We start from the raw sequence: 24019 nt of genomic DNA, 5'->3' as shown, positions 1-24019 counted from the left end.
AGCTATCAGCTATCAGCTATCAGCTATCAGCTATCAGCTATCAGCTATCAGCTATCAGCTATCAGCTATCAGCTATCAGCTATCAGCTATCAGCTATCAGCTATCAGCTATCAGCTATCAGCTATCAATTTTGATTTTTGCCTTTAGGGCTGTCAACATTTTTGATTGCTCAACAGTTTCATTTATCTATTGCAAACCAATATCTTTGTTTATGTAGTTTATATCTATTCCTATATAGATCTAAGTTTATAAATATCTGCACTTATATCTTGCTGAGCGCTTCTATACATCAAGGTTCTCAAAATTCATTGTATTGTCCATTTCACAGGCGTGGAAAATATAGGAACAACAACTTTAAAATGCAAATGTGTATGATCTGACGGCTGACTGAAAACCCCTACCACTTTTACCTTGCAACTCAAGAAAGTACAAAAAACACTCAAATGTTTTTGGGGTTTATTGTTTACTTTGTGTCAAAAACCGCTAGAATACGCCGGCTGAAATATATAGAAATATATACGCGTTCTTTTACAACCCAAAGGTAATACCATGCATCCAATGTTAAACATTGCGGTTCGCGCTGCGCGTAACGCAGGCAAAATTTTACTTCGCGCCAGTGAAGACTTATCAAAAGTTGAAGTGCAACAAAAAGGCACTAATGATTTAGTAACGAATATTGATAAGGAAGCTGAAGCCGTAATTCGCGACACTATTTTACAATCTTACCCTACTCACTCTATTGTTGGTGAAGAGCTAGGTGAGCATGTAGGTAAAGATGCAGATTACCAATGGATTGTTGATCCTATTGATGGCACTACAAACTTCATCAAAGGCATTCCTCATTACGCGGTTTCTATCGCACTTAAAGTTAAAGGTCGTCTAGACCAAGCTGTTATCTACGACCCAATTCGTGGCGAGCTTTTCACCGCTTCTCGTGGTCAAGGCGCACAGCTAAATAGCAAACGTCTTCGTGTAAGTAAAACTACCGTTCTTTCAGGTACTGTTCTTGCCACTGGTTTCCCATTCAAAAACAAACACCATATGGATGCGTATACTGAAGCATTCAAAGCATTGTTTGTTCACACTGCGGATATTCGCCGTGCCGGTTGTTCTGCACTAGATATGGCATACGTGGCAGCTGGCCGTGTTGATGGTTTCTTTGAAATTGGTTTAAAACCATGGAACTCTGCTGCAGGTGAACTAATGGTTAAAGAAGCTGGCGGTATGGTGGTAGATTTTGCTGGTGGTAATAATTACGATCACAGCGGTAATATTATCTGTGGCGCACCGAAATTAACACAAGCGATGATCCGTGAAATTCGCCCTGTGTTAACTGAAGCATTACTTCGCTAATAGCGAATTATAATCAGATCGATACTAAAAGGAGCCTAGGCTCCTTTTTTAATGATTAAAATAAGGGTTCTCTAATTTGATCTCAACAGTGTTTTGCGGTTCAAATGGCAAGGCCTTTAAGTTGCTCTTGATATCAGTAAAGCTACACACTGGGCAATAAGCACTCAAGTAAAACTTGCCCTACTTAACATTATTTCATATGATTTGTTTTTTTGGACTTAAGCGCACAACCGCTAAAGCAGGACCACGTCGTTTACATAAAAATAGATAGCTGTGACGATAGCGTTTTGCTTCTTTTTTAGCATCGGTTGCCAATGCCGCAATTTGATGGCTGTTAGTACACTGCTCTAGATCGGGTTCAACAACCCCAATCGATAAAGTAAGCAAAGGTACAAATTGCTTTTCACCTTCACGATTAGTTGCCCAATAACCACCACTGGCAATATGCTCTGGCGTAAAAAATGCCCGAGATTTCAGCTCAAACTCAGTTATTATGCTGTTACATACCGTAGCCGCATCATCACCATCAAAGACCACCATAAAATCATCACCACCAATATGACCAACAAAACTGGGCACATTACTACAAGCTTGGGTGATGACATCCGCCAATAATTTGATAACGCTATCGCCACTGGCGTAGCCATATAAATCATTGAACTGCTTAAAGTGATTTAAATCGATATAAGCTAAAGCAAAGCTGTGTTTGACTCTTAATCTATGCTCAATTGCTTCGTTAATTGCAACATTCCCCGGCAGCATAGTAAGTGGATTAGCATGCTGAGCGTTACGAATTTTATCTTCCGTAATATGTTTTAAAATATCTCGCAGTGGCGCGAGTCCTAAATACTGCTCAGAGCGAGTGATCACAATATGACGGCGAATATCAAAATCATTTTCGGTGATTTTCTGGCTAACAGTATCAAGTAGCTGATTTTCATCAACCACTAAGGGCTGCTTGTGCATTAGTGCTGTTACCGGTTGTTTGTCGTATAAAGCATGGCCATAATGAGCCGCAAATACTTCTGTCAGCTGATCTTTATGTAATAAGCCAATCGGCCGCAAGTTTTCATCCACAACCGCAATACTGATAATCGATTTATCTTTTTCAAAAATATTATGTGCATCTTTGCAACGGCTATGCCTGTCGATGGGATCTTGTTCGATTGCTAACCAACCTATCGCCATTGATTGCTCAAACTGATTATTAACTGGGGTAAAACTTAATTGCTGTAGTTGCACTGAGTCAAACGCTAAGCTGGGCTTTAAACTTGGTCGTTCCAGCAAAAAGCCTTGTGCATGCTCTATACCAAGCCCCTCTAGTAAACTTAGCTCTTCAACCCGCTCTATGCCCTCTGCAATCACGCCTGTTTTGGTAACTTTAGCTAACTCTATAATTGATTTTAGAAATTCTTTTTTAACCACGCTTTCGTCGCAATGATCAATAAAATAACGATCAATTTTTACATAGTCAGGGCATAATTCTGACCACTGCTTTAATCCTGAATAGCCAGCACCTAAGTCATCGATGGCGATCGAAAAACCAAGTTGTCGATAATGGGCAATTGTTTTCAGCAATAAAAAGCCATCATCGACCTTTTCTTGTTCGGTAACTTCAATCACCACTCTATTAGCGGCCAAGCCAAACTGCTTAATTAGGTGTAATGTTTCACCTTTCGGGTGACAGGGATCAAGTAAGGTTTTAGGACTTACATTTAAGAATAATTTGCCTTGTAGGTTTAGCCTTACAAAATTTTCGATCGCTTTTGAACGGCATAACAACTCAAGCTCTGAGATTTTATCGTGCACAATTGCAGCACTAAAAAGCGCATTGGGCATCTCTAGAGCACAATTTTTAGGGCCACGACTTAATGCTTCGTAACCTAAAATTTGCTGCCCAGCGATATCAAAGATGGGTTGAAACAGAGTCGTTATTTCACTGTTTCGTAATATATTGTCTAATATACTTAGCTGAGCACTCACTTATCAATAACTCATAACGTCATTCAGAGGCGGTTAAAGTAGCAAGCTGACATGACATTTTTATGGCAATAGAGTTTAGGTTATTTACTTTAATGCTTGCTCAGCTTTAATTATTGCCATCACACCCGCTAACAATAATTAAAGCTGCGCGGCATAAAGCCTCGCCTACTGTAGCCATGTCGAAAAGCAAAAAAACCGCTCAATGAGCGGCTTTTTAAACGTAAACTTAGATTAATAATCTATGGCATAGCGTCTAAGTCTGCACCTTCTTTTTCGATAACTTCTGGTATTAAGTCTTCTTTACTTACACCCATCGCAATCGCAACCGCGCTGGCAACATAAATTGAAGAATAAGTACCAATAAACACACCAAATAGCAGCGCTGTAGCAAAGCCATGAATAGTTTGACCACCCCAAGCAAACAAGGCAATTAACACTAAAATAGTGGTAATTGAAGTTACTAGAGTACGGTTAAGTGTTTGCGTTAATGAAATATCAATGATCTCAATAGTATCGTCGATGCGCACTTTACGGAAATTCTCACGAATACGGTCAGATACAACAATGGTATCATTCAGTGAATAACCTATTACTGCCAGTATTGCCGCCAATATGGTTAAGTCGAACTCCAAGCCTAATGCTGAAAACAAACCTAAAGTAATGATTACGTCGTGCAAAAGCGCCGACACCGCGCCCACCGCAAAACGCCATTCAAAGCGAAATGCCACATAGATCAAGATACAAATAAGCGCAGTTAACATGGCAAGGCCACCCTGCTCTTTTAAGTCTTCACCTACACTTGGGCCAACAAACTCAATGCGACGCATTACTACGCTATCATCGGCTTTTTTAAGTGCATCAATTACTTGGTTGCCAATCACTTCCGCTTTAACATCATCGCCACGAGGCGCTAAACGCACTAAGATTTCTTGGCTTGAACCAAATAACTGTACTGATGCATCCGCAAAACCATTTTCAGCAAGTACTGAGCGCACTTTTTTAATATCTGCTGGTTTAGCAAAGCCTACTTCTACCGCTGTACCACCGGTAAAGTCTAAACCAAAGTTTAAGCCTTTAACAAAGAACGATGCAAACGATGCAAGTATCAGTAATGTAGAGATGCCTATAGCAACTTTGCGCAGCGACATAAACCCTAAAGTTCTGCCGCCTAATTTTAAAATTTGCATATCTGCTCCTTAAATCGACAGTTTATCAATTCGTTTACCGCCAATAAGTAAATTGATCACCGCACGGGTGCCAACTATGGCTGTAAACATTGAGGTGATAATACCAATCGCTAGTGTCACTGCGAAACCAGCTATTGGGCCTGTGCCTACGGCAAACAAAATAACGGCAGCAATTAAGGTAGTGATATTAGCATCAAAAATAGTACTAAATGCACTGTCATAACCATGATGAACAGCCTGTTGCGGGCTACGGCCATCGGCCAGCTCTTCACGAATACGTTCAAAAATAAGTACGTTAGCATCAACGGCCATACCAACCGTTAGTACGATACCAGCAATACCTGGCAGTGTTAGTGCGGCGCCTGGGATCAACGACATAACACCCACAATCAATACTAAGTTAGCTGCTAAAGCAATGTTAGCGACTAAGCCAAAACCTTTGTAATAAACTAACATAAAGATCAATACAAACAGGAAGCCTAAAGCAACCGCTGTCATACCGGCCTCAATATTTTCTTGACCTAAGCTTGGCCCTACCGTGCGCTCTTCAACAATTTGAATTGGCGCAACAAGTGCTCCAGCACGTAGTAATAAACTTAAATTATGCGCTTCTGCAGGGTTATCAATACCGGTGATACGGAACGAACGATCAAGACGCGCTTGAATAGTTGCTACGTTGATTACTTCTTCCACTTTAATGGGTGGCAATGCTTTACCATTTGCGTCAGTTTTACCTGATGGCTTGTATTCAATAAATACCGTGGCCATACGTTTACCAATCGCACGTTTAGTGAAAGCATTCATTTTCGCGCCGCCTTTGCTATCCAGGCTAATACTTACTTGCGGACGTTGGTATTCATCGGCACCCGATTGCGCACCTGTAATGTGACTGCCTTCGAGAATAATGCGTTTTTTAAGTACCACTGGGTAGCCATCACGGCTCATGATCATTTCTGTACCTGGTGGAATACGCCCTTGCGCTGCTGCCGTTGGATCGGCATTTTCGTCTACTTCACGAAACTCAAGGGTTGCTGTAGCACCTAAAATCTCTTTCGCACGAGCGGTATCTTGAACACCTGGTAGTTGCACAATAATACGCTCTGCACCTTGGCGTTGTACATTAGGCTCAGCAACACCGATTTGGTTAATACGATTACGGATAATGGTTTCGTTTTGCTTGATCGCATAATCGCGAATTTCTTTGAGCTTTTGCTCGCTGATGGTGGCATAAAACGCGTTATCGTTAGAGCTATCATCAATGTAGTTATGTAGTGGGTAGCGTGACTGTAAAAAACGCTCTGCTGCGTCTTTATCTTCTGCGCTGCGCATTTCAACACGCAGACGCTCAGTACCAGCTACACGACGTACCGTGCGATAGCGGAGTTTTTCTTCACGTAAATCACTTTTATAGTCTTGATCCATTTGTTCCAGCGCGTTATCAATCGCTGTTACCATGTCGATTTCCATCGTAAAGTGAACACCACCACTTAAATCCAAGCCCAATTTCATTGGATTACCGCCAAGGGCTTTTAACCAATGAGGCTGCGCCGGGGCCATATTAATGGCTGAGATATAATCGTCACTCAACGAATCACGCAATAAATCTTGCGCTTTAAGCTGCTCTTCAACGTTTTTAAAGCGGATCAGTACTTGGCCGCTTTCCAGAATAACTGATTTAGCGGTAACGTTGTGCTCTTTGAAGGTTGCATTTACTTTATCTACAACACTGAGATCTGCATCAGTTCCTTTAGCGCCTGAAATTTGTATGGCCGGATCGCGACCATACAAATTAGGAGAGGCGTATAAAAGACCTATCGCAATCACAGCTAGAACAAGTAAATACTTCCATACTGGAAACTTGTTTAACACGTGGGCATCCTTATTTTTATTATTATAGCGACTTCATAGTGCCTTTCGGCAATACAGCTGAAACAGCTGACTTTTGTACAGTCACTTCTGCTTGATCGTTAAGTGAAATAACAATGAAATCTTTATCTTCAGAGATTTTTGCGATTTTACCCACTAAGCCACCTTGGGTTAGCACTTCATCGCCTTTAGCCATCGCATTCATTAGCGCTTTATGCTCTTTTACGCGCTTAGCTTGCGGACGGTAAATTAAGAAATAAAATACTAAGCCAAAAATAGCTAGCATAATTAACATTTCATAACCGCCGCCGGCTGGAGCTGCCGCACTTGCGTGGGCGTTTGAAATAAATAAACTCATAATTCTTCCTCTTAATTTTTAAAATTTAATTTGTGGTATCTGCAAGCTCTGGCACTTCTTGGCCTCGGCGTGCATAAAAATCATTTACGAATTCATCTAACTTACCTGCACTGATCGCATTACGTAAACCTTCCATAACACGCTGATAATAACGTAAGTTATGAATCGTGTTTAGTCGTGCACCTAAAATTTCGTTACATTTATCAAGATGATGTAGGTACGCGCGAGAATAATTTTTACAGGTATGGCAATCACACTCAGGATCAAGTGGTGAAATATCTGTTTTATGTACTGCATTACGGATTTTCACAATGCCACCGGTTATAAATAAATGACCATTACGGGCATTACGGGTTGGCATTACACAGTCAAACATATCGATACCGCGACGCACAGCTTCAACTAAATCTTCTGGTTTACCTACACCCATTAAGTAGCGCGGTTTGTTTTCTGGCATTTTATAGGCACAGTGGTCAAGAATGTTGATCATCTCATTCTTTGGTTCACCCACAGATAAACCTCCCAGTGCGTAACCATCAAAACCAATCTCTTCAAGACCTTGTTGTGACTGAGCACGCAACGCAGGGTACATACCACCTTGGATAATACCAAATAAAGCTGATGGGTTGTCACCGTGACCTTCTTTTGAACGCTTAGCCCAACGAAGTGATAACTCCATTGAATCTTTTGCTTCTTTTTCGGTGGCAGGATAAGGTGTACATTCGTCAAAAATCATCACGATATCTGAGCCTAGCTCGCGTTGCACTTGCATGGCTTTTTCTGGCGAGAGCATGATTTTTTCACCATTGACTGGCGAACTAAATAATACTCCTTCTTCAGAAATTTTACGCATGGCGCCTAAACTGAACACTTGGAAGCCGCCTGAATCAGTCAGGATCGGACGATCCCAGTTCATGAAACCATGTAAACCACCATGTTGTTTGATGATTTCAGTGCCAGGGCGCAGCATTAAGTGAAAAGTATTACCAAGGCAAATGTGCGCGCCAGTATCTTTGACTTCATCTGGGGTCATGCCTTTAACTGTACCGTATGTACCTACAGGCATAAATGCAGGTGTTTCGACTACGCCTCGGTCAAAAATCAAGCGGCCACGGCGGGCTTTACCGTCTGTACGGTCTAATTCAAACTTCATATCATCCTCAATGTCAGAAAAACAGTCCAACAAGCTATAATTTAACCGCTCGATTCTACCCTTTTTGTAAAACCATTACTATTAATTGAGCTCAAAGCGATAATTAAAAGTGTAAAAAGTAAAACTAAAAAGCCCAACGCTAGGCTGGGCTCTAAGTGCTTTTATAGAAAAACTATTTACGGGTTAAAAACATCGCATCACCGTAGCTAAAAAAGCGGTATTTTTGTGCAATTGCAGTTTGATAAGCGTCCATAATATTATCTTGCCCAGCAAATGCACTAACCAACATGATCAACGTTGATTCTGACAAGTGAAAATTAGTCACCATGGCATCAACTACATTAAATTGATAACCTGGGTAGATAAAAATATCCGTATCGCCAAAGTAGCTAGCTAATTGGTCACCATGTATCTTAGCTGCTGATTCCAATGAACGTACCGAGGTTGTGCCTACCGCAATTACTCGTCCACCTTTAGCTTTGGTTGCTGCGACTGCGGCAACAACATCATCAGGTACTTCAATATATTCTGAGTGCATTATATGATCATCAACCGAGTCTACGCGCACCGGCTGGAATGTGCCCGCGCCAACATGCAAAGTAACAAATGCCATGTTTACGCCCTTGGCTTGCAAAGCTGTCATGAGCGTATCGTCAAAATGTAGACCAGCAGTTGGCGCTGCAACCGCGCCAGGTTTTTCACCGTAAACGGTTTGATAGCGTTTGCGGTCGTCGTCAGTATCTGGACGGTCAATATAAGGAGGCAGTGGCATATGGCCAATATCGTTTAAAATTTCTAGTACATTTTGACTATCGCTAAACTCTAGTTCAAACAGTTCGCCATGGCGTCCCACCATAGTCGCCTGCGCTTTACCTTCGAGAATAAGTTCTGTGCCTGGTTTTGGTGATTTACTAGCACGTACATGAGCCAGTACGCGATGCTCATCAAGCACTCGTTCCACTAACACTTCAACTTTGCCACCCGACGCTTTTTGGCCATACATCCGAGCAGGGATCACTTTGGTATTGTTAAATACTAATAAGTCATTTTCATTTACTAAATCAAGAATATCGCTAAATATTTTATGCTCGACAGCGCCACTTGGGCCATCTAAAGTTAGTAAACGACTGCTTGTTCGATCCTGTTTAGGAAAACGAGCAATTAATTCATCAGGTAAGTCAAAGCTAAAATCAGCCACGCGCATAGAATATATCCAGATCAAAAAAGTCGCGCCAAGTTTAACTGTATCGTGCTATTAGCTCAACCAGCGGCTTTAATTAAAATACCCGACAATGTTCTCTTGTGGTTCCTAGTAAATGGCATTATTCTAATCAACTTAATTAAACCTGTACTTAAAAGAGGTATGACATAATGGCTAAGCAACTAAGTTTGCTGATCTTAAACGCCAGTGTCGCTGAGCGTCAGGCTGTTAAGTCAACCTTAAATCGACTCAATGTATTTACTTTCCTTGAAGTAGCCGATAGCCAGCAAGCCCTCGAAATTCTCAAATCCCAAGCTGTTGATGTGATTATTACCGGCCTTAATATTGGTAAAATAGATGGCTGGCGATTTTCTCGGATGATCCGTTCAGGGTTATTAAAAACCCCAAAAAACACACCAATTGTACTAACTCCGCCGATCTATTGTGAGCGAATAGCTGAAACGACAGCACGCAGTTATGGCATAGATGCGGTATTACCATTTGAACGCCAAGATATGCTGCCACAGGTATTGGCAAATGTGTTGTCAACGCATTTAGAAAAAAGCAGTCGTTTAGACTTATTGCTGCTCGAAACCGACAGTGGCAAAGCGGCTGAAATAGCACAACAATTACAGCTAAACTTTGCCTGCACCCATGTTTCTAGTAATAAACAAGCTTTATCAATCTATTTACAGCAAAAGTTTGCCATTGTATTACTTGATGCAACGGCTGCACACGCAGGAGCTGCCAGTCAATTAGTTGAAGCAATTTTACAACATAACCCAAAGCAAGCCATTGTAACTATTATTGATACAAAAGATGCTGATTATGCTGAACAACTGTTGCTTTCAGGCGTTACTGATTTTATTCGCGCACCTTATGAACAAACCTTATTAAGTAAAGTATGCGACCATGCTGCGCGCCGTGAAGATTTTATGGTTAGTTATGCCGAGTTTGCTCTAAAAGTAGAACAGCTCAGTCAAAGTCAAAGCCGTTATAAGGAGCTATTTTCAGCCCATCAGCGGATACTATTACACCTTAACACTGTGGTGCTTGAATTTGATCAACAAGGCCGTATTCGTTTTATTAACCCTGCCTGGGAAGCGCTCAGTGGATTTGGCATAAAAGAAACTTTGAACAAAGCACTTTCTGATTTTTGTATCAATGATTGTAAAGAAAAACTACTGCAGACAATTAGCAGTATTTTGCATGGCGGTGCCTTACGACAGCAAGTTGAAGTGCAAATTATTCATAAAAATGGTCAAGCCATTTGGGTTGAGTGCCGCTTACAGCTGATCAAAAACAGCAGTAATGCTGCGACGATCACCGCCACCATCGATAATATCCATGAGCGCAAGCAAGCTGAATTACAGCTGCGGCATTTAGCCTTACATGACACTTTAACTGGTTTACATAACCGCTATTATTTTGATCAACAACTCAATCGGATTTGCCAGCCGCAGCGCACTTATGGCGATATAGAGCACGCTTTAATTTATATTGACCTTGATCATTTTAAAATAATTAATGACAGTAAAGGCCATCAACAAGGCGATATAGTCTTGAAAGAGGTTGCGCAACTATTTAACGCTAATATCAGTAATGAACACTTAGTATGTCGTATTGGTGGTGATGAATTTGCGCTGATCTTAAATAATATGAATTTGCTTGATGCGCACTTGATAGCTGAAAGTATTTGCATGGCCATTGAAGGCCACCAGTTTAAATCAGAAGAACAAGTTTATTCCATTAGCTGCTCAATTGGCTTAACACAAATAACAGCAGCTAACCATGATCCGAGTGAATGCTTAAAACAAGCTGATATTGCCTTGTACGTTGCTAAAAGCTTAGGCCGTAATTTGGTTCATTGTTACTCTAAAGAAGATGCCAGTCATAACACCTTGCAAGCAGGTTTAGAGTGGGGCCATAGCATTCGCCAAGCACTACAGCAAAATCTAATTGAGTTACACTACCAACCAATTTGGGACTTTAAACAAGGCGGTGTAGCTTATTTTGAAGCACTATTACGCTTAAAACTCGACGGTGAACTGATTTATCCAAACCAATTTATCCCGTCACTTGAATTATTGAACGACACTTACTTAATGGATCAATGCGTGATCAGCAATGCTATTGCTGCTATTGCCGCTAACCCTGAGCTAAATCAAGTTGCGATAAACCTATCGGCGCAATCGTTTTTAGATGAACGCCTATTACCGCATATAGAGTCGATCTTTGAAAAATGCGATGTCAGCCCTACCCAGGTTATTTTTGAGATCACCGAATCCGCCAGTATCAATAATTTAACTGCCACTCGTGCGATGATCGAAAAGCTAAATCACTTAGGCTGTCATTTCTCAATTGATGACTTTGGCACCGGGTTCAGTACCTTTAATTATCTCAAGCAGCTCCCTGCACAACACGTAAAAATAGACGGTTCGTTTGTTAGAGATATGCTCAACGATCCTATCGATTTAGCGTTAGTTAAAGCGATAAACGATATTAGCCGTTCATTAGATAAACGCTCGGTTGCTGAGTATGTTGAAAATAAAGAGATCTTTTTAGCACTAAAAGAAATAGATGTTGATTATGGCCAAGGCTACTTTATTTCACGCCCAGTGCCCGTAGAAAAAATCAAACATCAGTTACAAAAAATTTATCAAAACAAAACTTTTTACGAACAACCACCTAGCTAAAATAGCGGGCTTTTCATATAAATCTACGCGTTTTTTTACTTCCATCTTGTGATAACTCATCTATACTTTGCTCATTGGGCGACAAATGTCTTGCGATTATGATGATAATCAAAATTTTTCGTGACATCGTCAAATCATAGCAACATACTACTGAGCAGATAACATATTGTTCTTAGTGTAATTGTCAATTTATGGAGTGAATTATGATGCAATTAATCGTGTTACTACTAGCGGTAAACCTAGGGATAACTTACCAATGCTATCGATATGCCAATATTAAAGGTTACCCTGCTGTAACTTTTACCTGCTTAGGTTTGATCCCTTACTTTAACTTAGTGGTGTGGGTTTATTTGTTATTTTTGCCAGATATTACGCCATTCAATAAACAATTTGAATATGAAGGACATAACGAAAAGCAGCCTTTATAACGCGGCTGCTTGTTGGTCAGGAACAAGTTATTAATTGAGCTCAGTTAATTAAAATTAATAGGTAATAGCTTTTTTAGCCAATTCGCTGGCTTTGATATCGCCGGCGACACACTTTTTAATATCTGATTTATCAAACACTTTAATTAAGCTCGTATTTTCATTACCAAATCCTTTAAGAGCAAAATTAACATATTCGTCGTTGGGTAAACTACGCAAACCCTTACCGTAATCACATAAGGTAAGGCTGATACTTGTACTTATTTGTTCAAGTAACTGTTGTTGCTCTGCAGCATGTTGTTGTTCACGCTTTGCTTGTTTTTCATTGATATCTTGACGTAGCTGTTGTTGCTGTTTGGTGAGTGTAGTTTGCTTTTTTTCCAGCTCCGCGATACTTTTTTCCAGCGCTTTTTTACGTTGTTCAAGCTGTTTTGCTTCGGCACTATTATCATGGCGGCTGGCAAATTCTAAATCTCGCTTTTCACGCTCTAAATTCCGTAGTTTTCGTCCAACATCACGCTCTTGCTCTGCAATGTCCTGTATTCTCTGTGCACCTTCGCGCCTAACTAACATCGCTTGTTGGTAGGTCTCTTCTGATGGTTTAATGCCCTGCTCACTACTAATGACTTCAATTTGATTACTAACGAGTTCAATACTCCTGTTTGAAAGATTAATCTCAGGTACAGTGGGCAACGGTGCATTTAGCCCATTACTAAAAATTGTCAGCGAACGGTTTGCACCTCGCATATCCAACTCAAATACCACACCTTGACCAACAAAATAGTTAGCCGAACTTACGTGGATCTGTTTACCCGTATCCTGTTTTAAGGCGCTGCTTAAAATATTTTCCATAATACTAACTTCGCGCTGGATAGCAGCCAATTCGGTAGAGGGGCTTGCCTGTAGATTGCCAGCTGTACAACCAATAACCGCAATTATAACACTACTTATAAATTGTTTATTCATGATCTTTACTCCTAGTTTTTCGCAATAGCAGCCATTGGCTGCTCTTGTACTTGTTCAGCTAAGTCGTTTAGCTGTATCCGCAGATACGCTTGATCTTGAGCTCGTTGGGTTTTGATATAGCTAAGTAAGCTATTAAGGTCTTCTTGGCGTTCAACTCGTCCTGTAGAAATAGCCTCTTTAGTGAGTTGATACATGTGCTGCTGCTGTAATTCATTTTGTGCCGTGATAATTTTTTGTAGTTGATCAATTTGCTTTTGCTGTGAGTCTAATAACTGCGTTTGCTTCGCGACCTGATCCAGTAATTCTGACACTGGTTGCTTTGGCATAACTAAAAAGACTAGCGAACAAACCAGTACTGATGCTACAACCACCCACGTTCCAGCAGCACTAAACACACGCCTAGGTGTTAGCTGCGATATTGTTGATTGGCGATCCCAGATTGGTACAGGCACTGTTTTATATTCGCGACTATGTTGCTGCCAGACTTGTGCTTGGCTCATCAGTGCATGGTATTCGGGATCATTTTCAAGCTGCTGTAATTGCGTATCACTTAAAACATTACCCTCTAACCATTGCTCAAAAAGTGAATCTAAATTAGCCATCAACGGCCTCCAAATGAACTTTTAACTTGCCTAATGCACTGTATAACCGTGACTTGGCTGTATTTGTGGAAATATCAAGTTGATCTGCAATCTCTTCAAAGGTGCAATGTTGGAAAAATTTTAGCTCAACCACTAAGCGTTGCTCCCACGGTAAGTTATTTAACATCGTTTTTAATTGCTGATGTTCAACTTGCACTAACTGATTACTCTCCAGCTCGCTGCGTTCACATGTCAATTCAGGTACTTCATCTAGGCTCTGAAAATGTTTGCGACGACGATAATACTCAACGCTACGCCGATGCACTATCTGGAATACCCAGGTATTAAAACTTGATTCACCACGAAAACTTGGCAAACTTTTAAACACCGAAATAAACACCTCTTGCATTAAATCCATAGCATCATCAGGGTTGCTGAGCATCCGCAAGCAATAATTATAAACTTGGCTTTCATGCTGTTTAACCAGCTTGATCCAGGCGCGTTTATTTCCTTGCTGTGCTTTGGCGATTAATGTTTCTATTGATTGAAAAAACACGGTTCTCGATGCTTAGTTATTTTACTTATGAGGTTAGTCGATAGATTGAAGCAGATAGTTTGGAAAAGATAAAAATAAATTAAAAAGCTCATCTAAATGAGCTATTCATCCGTCGTTAAACGGCACTGTTGCTTCAAAAAGCTTTCTAGCATTTGGCTAAATAAACGAAAATCTCGGATACGACCGGTCGTTTTGCGCCATAAAATGCCAATATCGCGGTATGCGTCATTTTGTGAGGGGGTGGCAAGCATGTTTTTGGTCGCTAAAATACCTGCGTTAATCGCCATTTGCGGTAAGAAAGTCACACCAAACTGGTGCTCAACCATGCTAAGTAAGGTGTGTAAGCTCGCCGCTTCAAACGGATTGATACAGCTTGAGCGATTTAAATTACAAGCACTAAGTGCGTGCCCAGTCATACAATGCTCTCGCTCTAATAAGAACACGCTGGCTTTCGGCAACAAGTTAAAATCTTCTATATTCTTAGCAGGTAAATAGTCTTTATGATGTACTAAGCAAAAGTGATCTTGCGCGAGGACTTGAGTGTGAAATTTATCAGTATCATAAGGGAGTGCCAATAGTGCCATATCGATATGGCCGTGTTCGAGTTTATCTAACAGGCTGTCGCTAGTATCTTCATTCAGCACTAACTCTAAATCAGTAAACTGTTGCTGACTAAGCTGATACAAAGGTGCCGCAATAAAACTAGCAATAGTCGGGATCACCCCTAACGTTAACTTACCACTTAGTGGGCTTAAATGACTTTTTGTGAGTTCTTTAACGCTGAGCGTATCATCAATAATTTTACGGGCTCGCTGTACGACATCTTCACCTATAGCGGTAAACATAAGACTGCGATTTTCACGTTCGATAAGTTGGCAGCCCAATATTTCTTCAAGGGTTTGAATTGCACTGCTGAGTGTTGATTGACCAATAAAACAAGCGCTTGCCGCACGGCCAAAATGCTGATGTTGATGAACAGCCAACAAATACTGCAGTTGTTTAATACTTGGTAAGTTTGTCATACTTTATGTACCCACAAATAAAAAGACCCCAACACCAAGGGCGTTGAGATCTTTTCAAGCTAAAAGTCTGTAATGCTTAAAGACTGCTGGATTTAAACTCCAAAGGCAGTTCTCAGTATATAGAAAATAACAATAGCAAGGGCAGCGCCAACTGGCAATGTAATTACCCAAGAAACTACAATGTTTCTGATCACACCCATATTAAGTGCAGCAATTCCACGTGCCATACCGACTCCTAGTACCGCGCCAACTAAGGTTTGTGTAGTAGAAATTGGTAAGCCTGTTCCCGATGCAATTACAACTGTAGAAGCAGCAGCTAATTCTGCAGCAAAGCCACGACTTGGTGTTAAATGCGTAATGCCTTCACCAATGGTTTTAATTACTTTTTTGCCTAGAATAGCAAGACCTGCAACAATACCGAACCCACCCAGTGGTAAAATCCACCATGCGATTGTCGCTTGCTTAGCTATCTCACCGTTATTTTCAACAATGTTTGCAACGGCCGCTAGTGGACCAATGGCATTTGCAACGTCATTTGAGCCATGAGCAAATGCCATACAACATGCGGTTAATACCATTAAGATAGCAAATACTTTCTCAACATTATTAAATTGCATTTTCTTATCGGCATTTGGATCAATCTTCAACCGAGAAATAACGATTTTACCAATTATACCAACAATAACAGCAATACCGATTGCTAATGCATAACCTTCAACAGCACCTAAGTTGATGCCAATGTGCTTTAAACCTTTCTTGATGGTTACTAAAGACATAATAAAGCCCGCTAGACCCATATAAATAGGCACATAGCGTTTGGCATTGTTAAGTGGCGCCTCAGTGTCAAAAATTAACTTTTGCGCACTCATAAAGATTAAGTAGGCAATAAACCCTGAAATCGCTGGGGTTACAATCCAACTCCCCACAATACCTGCAACTTTGTCCCACTGAATCGCTTCGCTGCCAACTGCAACTAAGGCAAATCCGATGATAGCGCCAATAATTGAATGCGTGGTTGATACCGGCCAACCTAAGAATGAAGCTATTAGCAACCAACTACCCGCTGCAAATAATGCCGAGATCATCCCTAATACCATAAGTTCTGGAAGGTCTAGAAACGGCGTAGAATCGATAATTCCTTTACGAATTGTCGATGTTACTTCGCCGCCAGCTAAGTAAGCGCCTGCAAATTCAAAAATCATCGCAATAAAAATTGCTTGTTTAATGGTTAATGCTTTTGAACCTACCGATGTGCCCATCGCATTAGCAACATCATTCGCGCCAATACCATAAGCCATAAAAAAACCGACTGCTGCGGCAATTAAAATTAATACCGTGCCATAAGATGCAATGATATCCATTGTGTAACCCTAATCTTTCGTTATTGAACTGAGTGTAAATTACCGAGCTAACATCAGCTCAAGACGCGAACCCACGCGCTCTGCAATATCTGCCAGTTCGCCGACCCATTCGATGATTTTGTATAAAAACATTACATCAACAGGATTGAGTTCATCTTCGACGTCACGTAACTGGCGACGTATTTTGATTTGCATTTCATCCGTGTCTTGTTCAATTGCATCCAATTCTACGAGCATTTTTTCGACTAAGGTCACTTCACGACCTTTAAAACCAGTCTCTAGTAACTCATCTAACTCATTAATTGCATTTGATGCTTGTTTAGTTGCATCGACACAACGAGTTACATAAGCTAGAAAATCAGCTTGAATTTCTTTTGGTATGGTCATCTCACGACCAATAACACGACCAGCAATGTCTTTTGCTTTATTGGCAATTTTATCTTGCTGGGTGACAAGTTCGAGCAGATCTGTACGCTCTACCGGCATAAATAAACCGCGCGGTAACTGTAAACGTATATTTCTTTTCATGTCGTCGGCTTCACGTTCTAAAGTACGAATGTTCAAGCGAATTTCTTCTGCTTGTTGCCACTCTTCTTTAAATACATGATTGAAAAAAGGGATCAAAGCTTTGCTTGCTTGATGCACCTTCTTGATGTGATCTTCCATTGGCTTAATAGGAGATTTTGCGAATACCCCTAAAAATGCGTTTGTAGGCATAATTGACCCTTAAATCAAATGAAGTATGCTTGCGGCATGAATTTTACAGCATTCACCGCGATTGTGAATGCCTTTATTACTTCACAGCAACCGCTACAACATTATAATTATAACGAAAACATGAAAAGCGACCATTGGCCGCTTTAATAAAACAACACAGTATCAAAAAGTCTATAGTGACTTTTCTATATCTTCTTGAGATGTATGACGAATATCTTTTCCATTAACAAAGTAAATAATGTATTCAGAGATGTTTTGACAACGATCACCAATACGCTCTAATGAACGAACTGACCAGACTAAATTCATAATTTTTGGAATTGAACGTGGATCTTCCATCATATAGGTCATAATTTGACGAGTAATTACTTCATACTCACGGTCAACCTTGTCATCTTCTTTATGTACTTCAAATGCTTTTTGTACATCCATACGTGCAAAAGCATCTAATACATCATGCAGCATTTTTGAAACTAGACGACCCATACTTTCGATGCTAACAAATAAATATTGCTGATCTTTAGTCAATGAATCTAAAGCAACTTTAGCAATACGCTTAGCCTCATCGCCAATTCGTTCTAAATCAGCAATGGTTTTAGCTATCGCGACCACTAATCGTAAATCGCTTGCAGCCGGTTGGCGACGAGCAATAATACGCGTACATTCCTCATCTATATTTACTTCCATAGCATTTACTTTATAGTCGTTTTCTCGTACTTTACGCGCTAACTCAGCATCACCATTACTTACCGCATCAAGTGCACTATTAAGTTGCTGCTCAACTAAGCCTCCCATGCTTAATACATGGTTGCGAACGTTTTCTAGCTCTTGATTAAAGCGGCCAGAAATATGCTTGTTAATATTGTGTTCCATTGTTTACCCTCTTTCAAATTGTTAACGTCACCCGCAAACAACTTTGCTCAGCCTAGCCATAACGACCAGTTATATAATCTTCCGTTTTCTTTTTTGTTGGGGTAGTAAATAACGTATTGGTATCTGAGTACTCTATTAATTCACCCATGTACATAAAGGCCGTTTGATCAGAAACCCGCGCTGCTTGTTGCATGTTATGGGTTACGATAACAACGGTAAACTTATTTTTTAAATCGTTGATGAGCTCTTCAATTACCAGTGTTGAAATAGGATCCAATGCTGATGTTGGCTCATCGAGTAATAATACTTCAGGCTCAATAGCGATAGAGCGTGCAATCACTAAGCGTTGCTGCTGACCACCTGACAAACCAAAAGCGCTATCGTGAAGTCTATCTTTTACTTCATCCCACAACGCAGCACCTCGCAGTGAGCGTTCAACCACTTCATCTAATTTACGCTTTTCTTTGATACCTTGTAAGCGTAGGCCATAAACCACATTTTCGTAGATTGATTTAGGAAACGGATTCGGACGCTGAAATACCATACCAACATTACGACGTAGCGCGGCGACATCTACTTTTTTATCATAGATATTTTGTCCGTGTAGTAAAATTTCACCTTCAATACGGCAACTATCAACCAAATCGTTCATACGATTAATACAACGTAATAGCGTAGATTTACCGCAGCCAGATGGCCCGATAAATGCTGTAACTTGCCCTTTTGGAATATTCATATTCACTGAACTAAGTGCTTGTTTTTCACCATAGTAAAGATCTAAGTTTTTGATCTCAAGTGCCGTTTGCTCGGTGCTTAAATTGTCTAAATCCAATTTCAAACTCGTGCTTGATTGGGTTACTTGTGGAGCGACTGTAATCATATTTTTTACCTATAGAATCTTTACTAATTATTGATCAAGCGATCTAAATTTTTCACGTAAATGGTTACGTATGCCTACCGCTGTGATATTCAGTGTAATGATTACTGATACCAATAAGAATGCAGTGGCATACACTAGCGGACGCGCCGCTTCAACATTTGGGCTTTGAAAGCCAACATCGTATATATGAAAACCTAAGTGCATGAACTTTCGATCTAGATGAAAATACGGGAAGTTACCATCAAGCGGTAATGTCGGTGCCATTTTCACCACACCCACAAGCATCAATGGCGCCACTTCGCCGGCAGCACGCGCTACCGCTAATATTAAACCAGTCATAATTGCTGGACTTGCCATTGGCACGATAATACGCCATAAAGTTTCAAATTTCGTTGCACCCAGCGCTAAAGAACCATGACGAACCGTACTTGGGATACGTGATAAGCCTTCTTCGGTTGATACAATTACAACAGGAAGCGTCAAAATAGCAAGTGTTAATGCGGACCACATAACGCCCGGAGTACCAAATACAGGACTAGGTGCAGCTTCAGGATAAAACAATTGATCCAAACTACCACCTAATACATAAACAAAGAAACCTAAGCCGAATACACCGTAAACAATTGAAGGTACACCGGCCAAGTTAATTACCGCGATACGAATCATCTTTGTCACTGCATTTTTCGCTGCATATTCATGCAAATAAATAGCTGCCACAACTCCAAACGGCGTCACAATTACAGCCATCAACATTACCATAAAAACAGTACCAAAGATTGCAGGGAATACACCGCCTTCTGTATTAGCTTCACGTGGGTCATCCGCAACAAATTTACCTAGTTGCACAAAGTAGTGACCCAACTTTGCAACAAAGCTCATGTCATTAGGAAACCAAAAATCTAACACCTGATATAAAGGCAAAGTAACAATTTCACCACGCATATCTTTTACGGTTACCTGATCACGCTTAGCTTGTTTACGTAGTGCAAACAATTGCTTTTCAAGCACGCCATAATCAGCTCTTAGATCCGCACGTTGTTGTGCAAGCTCAGCCACTCGCTCATCGGTCAGAGCATCATCGAGTAAATACGCCTTTTCTTGTAAACGTAAACGCTCTAATTGATAGTTAATATGGCCAATATCACCATTTTGTAAATCAATCGCTTGCTCATTAAGCTCAACGGCACGTTCAACTAATTTTTCTAATACTTCCGTTTTATTATTAGTGATCACTTGGCCGTCTTTTATTACTTGCTCGACGTAACCATAAAAATTACCGTTTTTACTACGTTCAAACACAGCGATAGCCGCAGGCATTGTATTTGATTTTATGTCAGTTTCTATTACCCAACGAAAATCTAAATCAACGTATTCACGGTTACCGGTTTTAATTAAATAACGCTCTAGTTGCTCTTTATCATAACCAGATAAATCAACACCGGTTGCCTCAAGACGAGACTTAGACACCATTTCACGATCATAAATTTCACCAATTACAGTTTGCTGTGCAACAGAACCTTGCAACTCCAATTGCACAACCTGTGATGGCCAGAAAAAGCTCAACCCTTTCCAAGCAATCATTGCCAATAATCCTAAGACAGAAATCAAACTGATACTTACTGCACCACCTGTCATCCATATCCAAGGAGAGCCTGACTTAAACCACTGCTTTAACATGTCTTGTCTCCCACTTACATCGAGCTGTATTTATCACGCAACTGCTGACGCACAAACTCAGCAATTGTGTTGAAAATAAAGGTGAATATGAACAATACAAAAGCGGCTAAGAATAAAATTCGATAGTGTGAACTACCCACTTCTGATTCTGGCATTTCTACTGCAATATTAGCGGCCAAAGTACGCATACCTTGAAAAATACTCCAATCCATTATTGGTGTATTACCCGTAGCCATTAGTACAATCATCGTTTCACCTACGGCACGGCCTAAGCCCATCATCACCGCAGAGAAAATACCAGGGCTGGCGGTTAATAACACCACACTAACCAAGGTTTGCCATTGTGTTGCACCTAGCGCTAATGAACCGTTTGATAAATGCTTAGGCACACTAAACACCGCATCTTCTGCGATAGAGAAAATGGTCGGAATAACCGCAAACCCCATCGCAATACCCACCACAAGTGAATTACGTTGGTCAAATGTCATCCCTAATTCATTGGTCAGATATTGACGTACATTACCGTCAAACATCCAAAGCTCTATTGCACCACTCATTGCAAACGCCAACCAGCCAATTAACAGCAGTACTGGAATCAGTAAGATTGAATGAGCCCCATCAGGAACGCGATGGCGAATGCTTTGTGGTACTTTAGTCCAACCAAATGCGGTTGCCAAAATACCCAGCGGCAGCATGAATAACAGGCCAACAATCGCGGGTAAATGCTCCTCTATCAACGGCGCAAGCCACAAACCTGCTAAGAACCCTAAAATTACAGTTGGTAATGCTTCCATAATTTCAACAGTTGGTTTAACTACTTTTCGCAATGAACCAGACATAAAATAAGCGGTGTAAATTGCCGCAGAAAGTGCAATCGGCACTGCAAATAGCATCGCATATAAAGCCGCTTTTATAGTTCCGAATGAAATTGGCACTAAAGAGAATTTAGCTTCAAAGTCATCACCGGCAGACGTTGATTGCCAAATATAACCGGGCTCCGGGTAACCCTCATACCATACTTCTTGCCATAAAGCCGACCAAGTCACCTCTGGGTGTTCATTATGAACTTCAACAACGATCAGTTTATTATCCGCTAAGATAAGCGCTGCATTTGAGCGAGGTGCAATGGCAAAGTTTTCAATCGGCCCTTCACTAATTTTACCCTGCCAAAGCTTTGCTTCACTGGTGGTGTAATAAACACCTAATTCGCCGTTGCTGCTAGTGGTAAAGAAAGTACGACGATAAAACTCAGTAAATATATCTAACTTAGGCTGCTTTGCGGTTTCAAACCCGCGTATTTTTTGATACTCACGGCCATCGTCAGTATTAATTTCAAACCACTGCGAAACTTCACCATTATCATTCGCTAACATCAGCGAGTTAGCACCGGCTAATAATTGCGCTGAAACCAAATTGGCATTTTCTTCATTAGCTGCCAGTATTTGGATCAGCTCAACCTCACTTGGATTGCGAGTATCGTAAATATAAATTTGATTTGCTGAGCGCACAAAAATGCGGGTGGTATCTGGCGACATTAACAATTGGTCAACACGCCCCTCAACATCAAGCTCAGTGCGTTCAACAACCCATTCGACTTCACCGCTGAACATATTTTCTTCTGAGACAAAACTGCTAAAAATTATACGTTTATCAGCAGTAACTGCCACAACAGCCGTTTTATCTTCATAATGACTAAAGGCAAACTGTTTAATTGCTGCGCCATCAATATCAACTTGTAATGGTTTATCTTCACCCAACGGATAACCTAAGCGAGGTGTTAATTTACGTTCGTTATTAGGAAAGGTAACTAAGAATTTAGGGGCAACTAAAACTACAGATCCATTTTCTAGTCCGTATGCGTAATGCCCTTGAAATGGTGCACTTGTTGCAAAACTACTCACTTCGCTATCAAGTGGCACAGCTAAGCTAGCCAGCTTTTGACCAAAACCTTTTATTTCAACACTGTAAAAATCAACCTCCCCTTCCTTATTCAGTAAAAAAGCAACTTCACTTTGCTCCTCCACACCTAGGCCGACAATTTCTTCAGCATTGCTAAGCGCAAAGCTATCACGCATTTCTACTTTCGCTGACTCAAAAATAGGTTGCACGACATACAATAAATAGAAAAATATCAATAACAAAGCTATTAATACCATGATACCGCCAGCGGTAATGCTAAATTTGGCAAACCGATCTTTAAATAGACGGCTTCTATCCGCATTAAAAGACGGTTTATTCGGATTGGAAGTCATCAAAACACCTATAAATCTTAACGTTGGGAAGATTATATTTCACCAAGATGACAATATTGTTACAGGCGTCATAATTACTAAGGCTTTGCGATTATATTCTGTATAACAAAACAAACGAGGTTTATATTCAATAGCTTGAAATATTTAAACTGAGTAATTTATTTTTAACAAACAAACTTTTAGATAATCCAAACTATAAACTCACACTATTTTTACACTGAACTATTGGCAAAAAAATTGGACAAATTTAGGGACTAAGTTAATACTCAATTCGGTTCTTTTTATATAACAACAATTTTATACATCGACATTTATTATTTAATTACAGCAATCTTTAGGAATTATATATGAAGCAATTAGTTATAACAATTTTGGGAGAAGATCGCTCTGGACTTGTGGAGGATATTTCTTCTACAATTTTAAATCATCATGGTAACTGGCTCACCAGTAACTTAAGTCATTTAGCAGGTCATTTTGCTGGCATTATCGAAGTGACAGTACCAGCCGAACATCAACAAGAATTACAAGATGCATTATATGGCTTACCACAATTAGAAGTACGGATTGAAACAGGCGCACATGAATTACTCGACACACCCGCTGAACAACTTAATTTTGTGATCACTAGTAATGATCGACCAGGTATTATCCAAGAGCTTGCCGGTGTATTGCGTCACAAGGGGGTAAATATCACCCACTTGAACTCCAAGCAGCAAAGCGCACCAAACTGGGGGCTACCAATTTTTAGTGCCGTAGCAACAGTTACTTTGCCTTCAGGCATAAATAAAAATGAAGTAGTCGCGGCACTTGAAGCAATCACCTCCGATTTAATTGTTGATATCGAAGATACTTAAAGTACTCAAAAAGCCAACCACTTAACGTGTCACAAAAGTGACACGTTTGTCATTTTTC

Annotated in this window: 20 protein-coding genes; 4 read left to right on the top strand and 16 right to left on the bottom strand. The window is 40.4% G+C overall.

The annotated features are described in order from the left end of the window. Positions 1-549: 549 nt before the first annotated feature. Entirely contained in the window at positions 550-1353 is an 804-nt protein-coding gene (suhB, locus tag HHO47_RS15520) for an inositol-1-monophosphatase (protein ID WP_169021120.1), read from the top strand. Positions 1354-1548: 195 nt separating this feature from the next. On the opposite strand, the gene HHO47_RS15515 is transcribed toward suhB, so the two are convergent. The 6 genes from HHO47_RS15515 to queA all read right to left on the bottom strand — a co-directional run bounded on the left by HHO47_RS15515 (position 1549) and on the right by queA (position 9104). Next, entirely contained in the window at positions 1549-3336 is a 1788-nt protein-coding gene (locus HHO47_RS15515) for an EAL domain-containing protein (protein WP_169021119.1), read from the bottom strand. A gap of 239 nt (positions 3337-3575) precedes the next feature. Beyond that, positions 3576-4523: a protein translocase subunit SecF gene (secF, locus tag HHO47_RS15510; RefSeq protein ID WP_169021118.1), complete on the bottom strand. Its 948-nt coding sequence runs from the start codon at positions 4521-4523 to the stop codon at positions 3576-3578. Between the two features lie 9 nt (positions 4524-4532). Continuing rightward, positions 4533-6392: a protein translocase subunit SecD gene (gene secD / locus HHO47_RS15505; protein WP_169021117.1), complete on the bottom strand. Its 1860-nt coding sequence runs from the start codon at positions 6390-6392 to the stop codon at positions 4533-4535. Between the two features lie 22 nt (positions 6393-6414). After that, positions 6415-6747: a preprotein translocase subunit YajC gene (gene yajC, locus HHO47_RS15500; RefSeq protein WP_169021116.1), complete on the bottom strand. Its 333-nt coding sequence runs from the start codon at positions 6745-6747 to the stop codon at positions 6415-6417. A gap of 25 nt (positions 6748-6772) precedes the next feature. Further along, positions 6773-7900, bottom strand: coding sequence for a tRNA guanosine(34) transglycosylase Tgt (gene tgt, locus HHO47_RS15495; RefSeq protein WP_169021115.1), 1128 nt, complete (start codon positions 7898-7900; stop codon positions 6773-6775). Positions 7901-8072: 172 nt separating this feature from the next. Further along, positions 8073-9104 carry a tRNA preQ1(34) S-adenosylmethionine ribosyltransferase-isomerase QueA gene (queA, locus tag HHO47_RS15490; protein WP_169021114.1) on the bottom strand — a complete coding sequence of 344 codons (1032 nt, stop codon included), beginning with the start codon at positions 9102-9104 and terminating at the stop codon, positions 8073-8075. Positions 9105-9271: 167 nt separating this feature from the next. On the opposite strand from queA, the gene HHO47_RS15485 reads away from it, so the two are divergent. Next, on the top strand, positions 9272-11797 hold the full coding sequence (locus tag HHO47_RS15485) for an EAL domain-containing protein (protein WP_169021113.1): 2526 nt from the start codon (positions 9272-9274) through the stop codon (positions 11795-11797). A 203-nt stretch (positions 11798-12000) separates the two neighbouring features. Continuing rightward, positions 12001-12225 (top strand): hypothetical protein, encoded by a 225-nt coding sequence (locus HHO47_RS15480; RefSeq protein WP_169021112.1) that lies wholly within the window; start codon positions 12001-12003, stop codon positions 12223-12225. A gap of 54 nt (positions 12226-12279) precedes the next feature. On the opposite strand, the gene HHO47_RS15475 is transcribed toward HHO47_RS15480, so the two are convergent. The 10 genes from HHO47_RS15475 to HHO47_RS15430 form a co-directional block, all read right to left on the bottom strand. Then, entirely contained in the window at positions 12280-13188 is a 909-nt protein-coding gene (locus tag HHO47_RS15475; RefSeq protein ID WP_169021111.1) for a hypothetical protein, read from the bottom strand. A gap of 11 nt (positions 13189-13199) precedes the next feature. Further along, on the bottom strand, positions 13200-13790 hold the full coding sequence (locus HHO47_RS15470) for a hypothetical protein (RefSeq protein WP_169021110.1): 591 nt from the start codon (positions 13788-13790) through the stop codon (positions 13200-13202). Then, positions 13783-14325 carry a sigma-70 family RNA polymerase sigma factor gene (locus HHO47_RS15465; protein ID WP_169021109.1) on the bottom strand — a complete coding sequence of 181 codons (543 nt, stop codon included), beginning with the start codon at positions 14323-14325 and terminating at the stop codon, positions 13783-13785. The genes HHO47_RS15470 and HHO47_RS15465 overlap by 8 nt, the downstream gene beginning before the upstream one ends. Before the next feature lie 101 nt (positions 14326-14426). Next, entirely contained in the window at positions 14427-15347 is a 921-nt protein-coding gene (locus tag HHO47_RS15460) for a hydrogen peroxide-inducible genes activator (RefSeq protein WP_169021108.1), read from the bottom strand. 92 nt (positions 15348-15439) lie between these two features. Further along, on the bottom strand, positions 15440-16708 hold the full coding sequence (locus HHO47_RS15455) for an inorganic phosphate transporter (RefSeq protein ID WP_169021107.1): 1269 nt from the start codon (positions 16706-16708) through the stop codon (positions 15440-15442). A 39-nt stretch (positions 16709-16747) separates the two neighbouring features. Beyond that, positions 16748-17425: a TIGR00153 family protein gene (locus HHO47_RS15450; protein ID WP_169021106.1), complete on the bottom strand. Its 678-nt coding sequence runs from the start codon at positions 17423-17425 to the stop codon at positions 16748-16750. Positions 17426-17596: 171 nt separating this feature from the next. Further along, entirely contained in the window at positions 17597-18298 is a 702-nt protein-coding gene (phoU, locus tag HHO47_RS15445) for a phosphate signaling complex protein PhoU (protein WP_169021105.1), read from the bottom strand. A 52-nt stretch (positions 18299-18350) separates the two neighbouring features. After that, positions 18351-19178, bottom strand: a complete 828-nt coding sequence (pstB, locus tag HHO47_RS15440; RefSeq protein ID WP_169021104.1) for a phosphate ABC transporter ATP-binding protein PstB — start codon at positions 19176-19178, stop codon at positions 18351-18353. Between the two features lie 27 nt (positions 19179-19205). Beyond that, positions 19206-20855, bottom strand: coding sequence for a phosphate ABC transporter permease PstA (gene pstA / locus HHO47_RS15435; RefSeq protein ID WP_169021103.1), 1650 nt, complete (start codon positions 20853-20855; stop codon positions 19206-19208). A 14-nt stretch (positions 20856-20869) separates the two neighbouring features. Continuing rightward, the gene (locus tag HHO47_RS15430) at positions 20870-23107 is read right to left on the bottom strand and encodes an ABC transporter permease subunit (RefSeq protein ID WP_169021102.1); all 2238 of its coding nucleotides are present in this window, start codon (positions 23105-23107) and stop codon (positions 20870-20872) included. Positions 23108-23454: 347 nt separating this feature from the next. Between HHO47_RS15430 and HHO47_RS15425 the strand changes: the two genes are divergently transcribed. Next, positions 23455-23961 (top strand): glycine cleavage system protein R, encoded by a 507-nt coding sequence (locus HHO47_RS15425; RefSeq protein ID WP_169021101.1) that lies wholly within the window; start codon positions 23455-23457, stop codon positions 23959-23961. Positions 23962-24019: the final 58 nt, after the last annotated feature.

Origin of the sequence: Pseudoalteromonas arctica, assembly GCF_012927645.1 — a bacterium.
In the GTDB taxonomy this organism is placed as follows: Bacteria; Pseudomonadota; Gammaproteobacteria; order Enterobacterales; family Alteromonadaceae; genus Pseudoalteromonas; species Pseudoalteromonas arctica_A.
The sequence above is the reverse complement of the archived record's forward strand: the minus strand, read 5'-3'. Positions and strand labels throughout refer to the sequence as shown.